The sequence below is a fragment of the Capsulimonas sp. genome (genome assembly GCF_039929585.1).
Taxonomy (GTDB): Bacteria; Armatimonadota; Armatimonadia; order Armatimonadales; family Capsulimonadaceae; genus Capsulimonas.
Window position 1 is genome coordinate 1 of the sequence record NZ_JBDSQY010000012.1, and the last position, 4,549, is coordinate 4,549.

The following is a 4,549-nucleotide window of genomic DNA, read 5'->3' on the forward strand; positions in this document are numbered from 1 at the left end:
CCAACATCGAATAATGCCGGCTGGGAGGAACGCTTGCCAATCATAAGAAGAGATTCGACAAGGACAAAATTTATCCTTGTCAAATCCCCAAAGATATCGAAGACTTTTCGGCACCGCTTCTAGGCGCGACTTCAGTCGCCGGCTATCCGAGATGGGGGAATAGGGCCAGCCCCCACAAAAAACTTCCCACGCCCCTTGACATCCCCAAAATCAAATGCTACAATCTTATATCGCTTAATATTAAGCGATTGAGGCTCGAGCAATAACATGAGCAAGTTTACACCGACGGAATGCGTACGATTGGCCCTGGGAACTTTGGTGAAGCTGGCGCGCGCCGAGGAATCGGTTTCGAGCAGACTGCGTCCGGGTATTTTGAACGCTGGGCTGACGGAGAGTCAGTTTGGAGTGCTGGAGGTTATTTACTTCAAAGGACCGCTGTGCCAGCGCGCCATCGGCGAAAAGATCCTGAAGACCAGCGGCAACATCACCATGGTGATCGACAACCTGGAAAAGCGTCATCTGGTGCGCCGCGAGCGCAGCTCCGAAGACCGCCGCCATGTAACGATCTATTTGACCGAACAGGGCGAGGCGCTGATCCACGAGATCTTCCCTGGACACGCCGCCGAAGTCCGAAATATCATGCAGGCGCTGACGGAGGACGAGCAGCGGGAGCTCGGCCGTCTATGCCGTAAGTTGGGGAAGCAGGAATCGTAGTTTTCAGTACGATATCGCTTAATGTTCGCTTAACGAACGACAAATGAACCGACATTAACACAAAGTCCGACTGCTAGAGACGTCGAAAGGTTACGAAAATGAGCCAAGTCAAAGTCCTGATCGCCTTTTATTCCCGCACCGGGACCACCGAGAAGATCGCCGAAGCCATCGCGGAAGGCGCCCGCAGCGAAGGCGCGGAAGTGATCCTGCGCCGCGCCCGCGAAGTCGTCAGCCGTGAGATCATTGAAAGCGTCCCCGGATGGGCGGAGAGCGCCGATCGCCAGAACTCGCTGTACGAGGCGCCGACGCCCTCCGACGCCGAGCATGCGGATGCGATCATCTTCGGCACCCCCACCCGTTTCGGCAGCCCGACTTCTGAGATCAAGGCGTATATCGACGCCCTCGGCGGCCTCTGGTTCCAGGGTAAGCTGGTTGGTAAGGCCGGCGGCGTCTTCGCCACCACGTCCACCACGCACGGCGGCAACGAGACAACGATCCTATCGCTCTACCCGCCGCTCGCGCATCTAGGCCTGATCATCGTCCCGCTCGGCTACAGTGACCCCGCCATGTTCGCCGCCGGCACGCCCTACGGCGCATCGTCCGTCTCGGGCCAGAACGCAGCCCCACCGACCGAACTGGACCTCGCCGTCGCCCGCCACCAGGGCAAGCGCACCGCGCAGGTCGCCAAGGCGCTGAAGGCCGCGAACGAGACACAGACGGCGTAGCCCTCATCCCCCGGCCCCTTCTCCCAATTCTGGGAGAAGGGGAGTTCAGAGCTTTAGGAGACACACAATTATGAAGACGAATAAAATACAAATCAAGTTGGCCACGACGGCCGCATTCACAGCGCTGGGCGTCGGACTGCTGATCAACGCCGCGACGCTCACGGGCGCACAGGCGCCCCCGCCGGTCGATCCGGCGATCATCGGTACGTCGGCGCCAATCGCCGGTTCATGGTCCGTGGACCCCGCACACACGAACGTCACCTTCGCGATCAAGCATATGGGCATCAGCCTGGTGCGCGGCCGCTTCGATGATATCGCCGGGACGATCGTGGCGGATCCGGATCATCTGGACAAATCGTCCGTGCAGTTCACGATCCAATCGACAAGCATCGACACCAATGTCAAGATGCGAGATGACGACCTGCGCAGCGCCACTTATTTCGACGTTGCGAAGTATCCGACGATCACGTTCCAGAGCACGAAGATCGAGAAGAAGAAGCGTGACTACGTCGCTTACGGCAACCTGACCATCCATGGCGTCACCAAACCGATCGCGCTCCCATTCACCGTCTCCGGCCCGATCCACGATCCGTTTGGCGGCGTCCGCTTCGGCATTCTGACGAACATCCACCTGAGCCGCCTCGATTACGGCGTCGGCGCCGCCGACAAGTTCTCCACCGGAATACTGGCCATCGGCGACGATGTGGATGTAGCGATCAGCGTCGAAGGCGTTCCGACGAAATAACGAAAAGAGGATGCAGTTCGCGGGTATGAAACCCACGCCTGGGAGCGGCAGGAGCCGCTAACCGTCCGTGCCGGACGGACAAAATTAGCTGCTGTCCTTGGTTTTTCATCATGTCCGTCCGGCACGGACGGTTAGCGTTTCGCTCCCAGACGTGGGTTTTATACCCGCGGTTCCTAAACTGGCATGAGCTCCATCTGCGGATCTTTAATCGCAATCAGATAACGCAAAAACAGCCTGCATGGATCACTCCACGCAGGCTGTTTTTATTTGTAATTCGCCTAAATGTCTAGATCGCGTTCGCGGGCGACTCATCGGCCGCGGGGTTATCCGTTGGGATCGAACCGGCGTCGGGCGCCGGGGCTGGCTGCTCGCCAGCGTCGCCGCCGGGGACTAGGCCCTGGTTCTTGGCTTCTTCCTTCACCGTATTCACGGCTTCGGTCGCAACGGCCTTGACTTTACCCGCCAGATCCTCGGTAAACTCCTGCGCGGCGCCCATCGCCTTGTCCCTCAGCTCATCATGCTTCGGCCCCATCACGCGGTTTTCCACGTTTGACTCCGGGATGAGAAGCCCAACGATCGCGCCAATCGTCAGCGCAATCGCGCCGGCGACGAGCGGGTTCTTTTGAACCATGCCTTCGATCACCTTCCAGGTCTCGCCGCCGCCGGCCTTCGCCTGATCGGTCAGCTGTCCCAGCTTGCCAGGCTCGCTGTCCACGGACGCCTCGGGGCGAGAGCTGCGGATTAACCATGCGGCGCTGAGAATCGTCAGCGCCAGCTCGATGGGATTGCTCTTGGCGACGCCGAGAGCGGCCGTTCCGACCCGCTTTGCCTGTTCCTTGCCGGTCGAGGTCACTTTTTGCGCCGCGCCGGAAACTGCCGTCGAGGCGCTCTGGGCCGCGCTGCTTCCCGCCGACTTCACATTCTCTAAAACACCCGTCGTCATCGATTTCGCACTTTCCACAGCATGGCCGCCGGCTTCCTTAACACTGTCTACGGCGTGACCGCTCACGTCTTTGACCTTATCCACGGCGCTGCCACCCGCGTCCTTGACTTTGTCCACAACGGAACCACCGGCGTCCTTGACCTTGTCTACAAGACTGGAGCCGGCGGATTTGGCCTGATCGGCAGCATCGCCCGCCGCATCTTTGATGGACTGGCCGACGCCGTCCAGAGCGGGAGCGGGGCCAGGGGTGTTGCGGGAGTTCCAGATCAGCCAGCCGATGCCGGCTGCCGCCGCTGTGGCTGCGCTGGCGGCGGCGTTGTCCTTCACGAACTCCGCACCCTTGCTGAAGACGCGCATGATCGCGGGCGGCTCGCTCTGATCGGCGGCAGGCTTGCTGTCGTCGGACGGCTGGTTCAGCGTGTTTGAGCGAACCTCGTCGTCGGCGTTCAGCGGCATCCCCTCGCGTCCGTCGGCAATGGGATGGATATGGGCGCTGATCGGCGTCTCCGTCCCGTCAACCACCCGAACGACTGTTTCATGCAGGGCGTTCAATTCTTCTTCCCACTCGTCTCCAGCGACATCCTGGACCGGCTCATGCCAGCCCGGCTCATTACGTTTGCTCATCTGTCTCTCCTCCTGAATGACGGCTCTCGCCGCTCCTAATTAAACTTAACGACCGGCGCTCGCGCTTGACTGAGGTGCGCCCGAACTCTTGAGGAACCGGGCGGCCACGAGGCCTGCCACGACGGCAGCGCCCAGATAAAGCGCGGGACTGCGACGCGCGAAGGCTTCGGTGTCCGCGACGATCTGCTCGACTTGCTTCTCTTTCAAAGCGCCCGAGAAATCCGTGATCGACGCGGCGGCCTTGTCGGCGTACGCGCTCACGAATGGCGTGCCATGATCCTTGAGTTGGTCGCCGGCCGATTGGATCGCCTGAGCGGTCGCCAGCAGATGATCGGCGACATTGTCCTTCTGGCCCGAGAGCGTGGACTTCACCGTCCCGCGCGCGCTGTCGGCCAGGCTGGTCGCCGTGGTCTGGCTCTGCTCGACGATCTCTTTCGCCTTGCTCTTGACCTTCGTTTTCGCCTGCTCCACCGCCGCGCCCAGATCGACTGCGGCCTGGTTTGCTTCTGTCGCCATTTGCCTGCCCCCTTATATTTTCCGCGCCCCAGCGCGAAACCAACATTGTGATTGCGTATTCGAAATCAGAGCGAAGCTCCTATTCGCGTATCTACCCGCGAACGCTTGGTTATAAAACAAGGGGGGTAGGAAAAGAAAGTCAAAAAGCCAGCCAGATAGCCGGCGAATGAATTCGCGCCTAGAAGTGGTGCCGGAAAGTGCCCTTTCTCAAGCCAGCTGCGATCTTTGAGGCGATTTGGGCCGTTCTTGTCGTTCAGACAGCTGCGGCCCACTGTTTAGTAA

At 60.1% G+C, this 4,549-nt stretch carries 5 protein-coding genes; 3 read left to right on the plus strand and 2 right to left on the minus strand.

Annotated elements, in window-relative coordinates:
• Positions 1-267: 267 nt before the first annotated feature.
• The 3 genes from ABIZ35_RS00625 to ABIZ35_RS00635 all read left to right on the plus strand — a co-directional run bounded on the left by ABIZ35_RS00625 (position 268) and on the right by ABIZ35_RS00635 (position 2,184).
• On the plus strand, positions 268-714 hold the full coding sequence (locus ABIZ35_RS00625) for a MarR family winged helix-turn-helix transcriptional regulator (RefSeq protein ID WP_348217938.1): 447 nt from the start codon (positions 268-270) through the stop codon (positions 712-714).
• Between the two features lie 98 nt (positions 715-812).
• Positions 813-1,439 (plus strand): NAD(P)H:quinone oxidoreductase, encoded by a 627-nt coding sequence (gene wrbA / locus ABIZ35_RS00630; protein ID WP_348217939.1) that lies wholly within the window; start codon positions 813-815, stop codon positions 1,437-1,439.
• Between the two features lie 70 nt (positions 1,440-1,509).
• Positions 1,510-2,184 carry a YceI family protein gene (locus ABIZ35_RS00635; protein WP_348217940.1) on the plus strand — a complete coding sequence of 225 codons (675 nt, stop codon included), beginning with the start codon at positions 1,510-1,512 and terminating at the stop codon, positions 2,182-2,184.
• A gap of 286 nt (positions 2,185-2,470) precedes the next feature.
• Here the strand turns inward: ABIZ35_RS00635 and ABIZ35_RS00640 are convergent, their stop codons facing one another.
• Positions 2,471-3,751, minus strand: a complete 1,281-nt coding sequence (locus ABIZ35_RS00640) for a hypothetical protein (RefSeq protein ID WP_348217941.1) — start codon at positions 3,749-3,751, stop codon at positions 2,471-2,473.
• A gap of 45 nt (positions 3,752-3,796) precedes the next feature.
• Entirely contained in the window at positions 3,797-4,267 is a 471-nt protein-coding gene (locus ABIZ35_RS00645; RefSeq protein ID WP_348217942.1) for a hypothetical protein, read from the minus strand.
• Between the last annotated feature and the right edge of the window lie 282 nt (positions 4,268-4,549).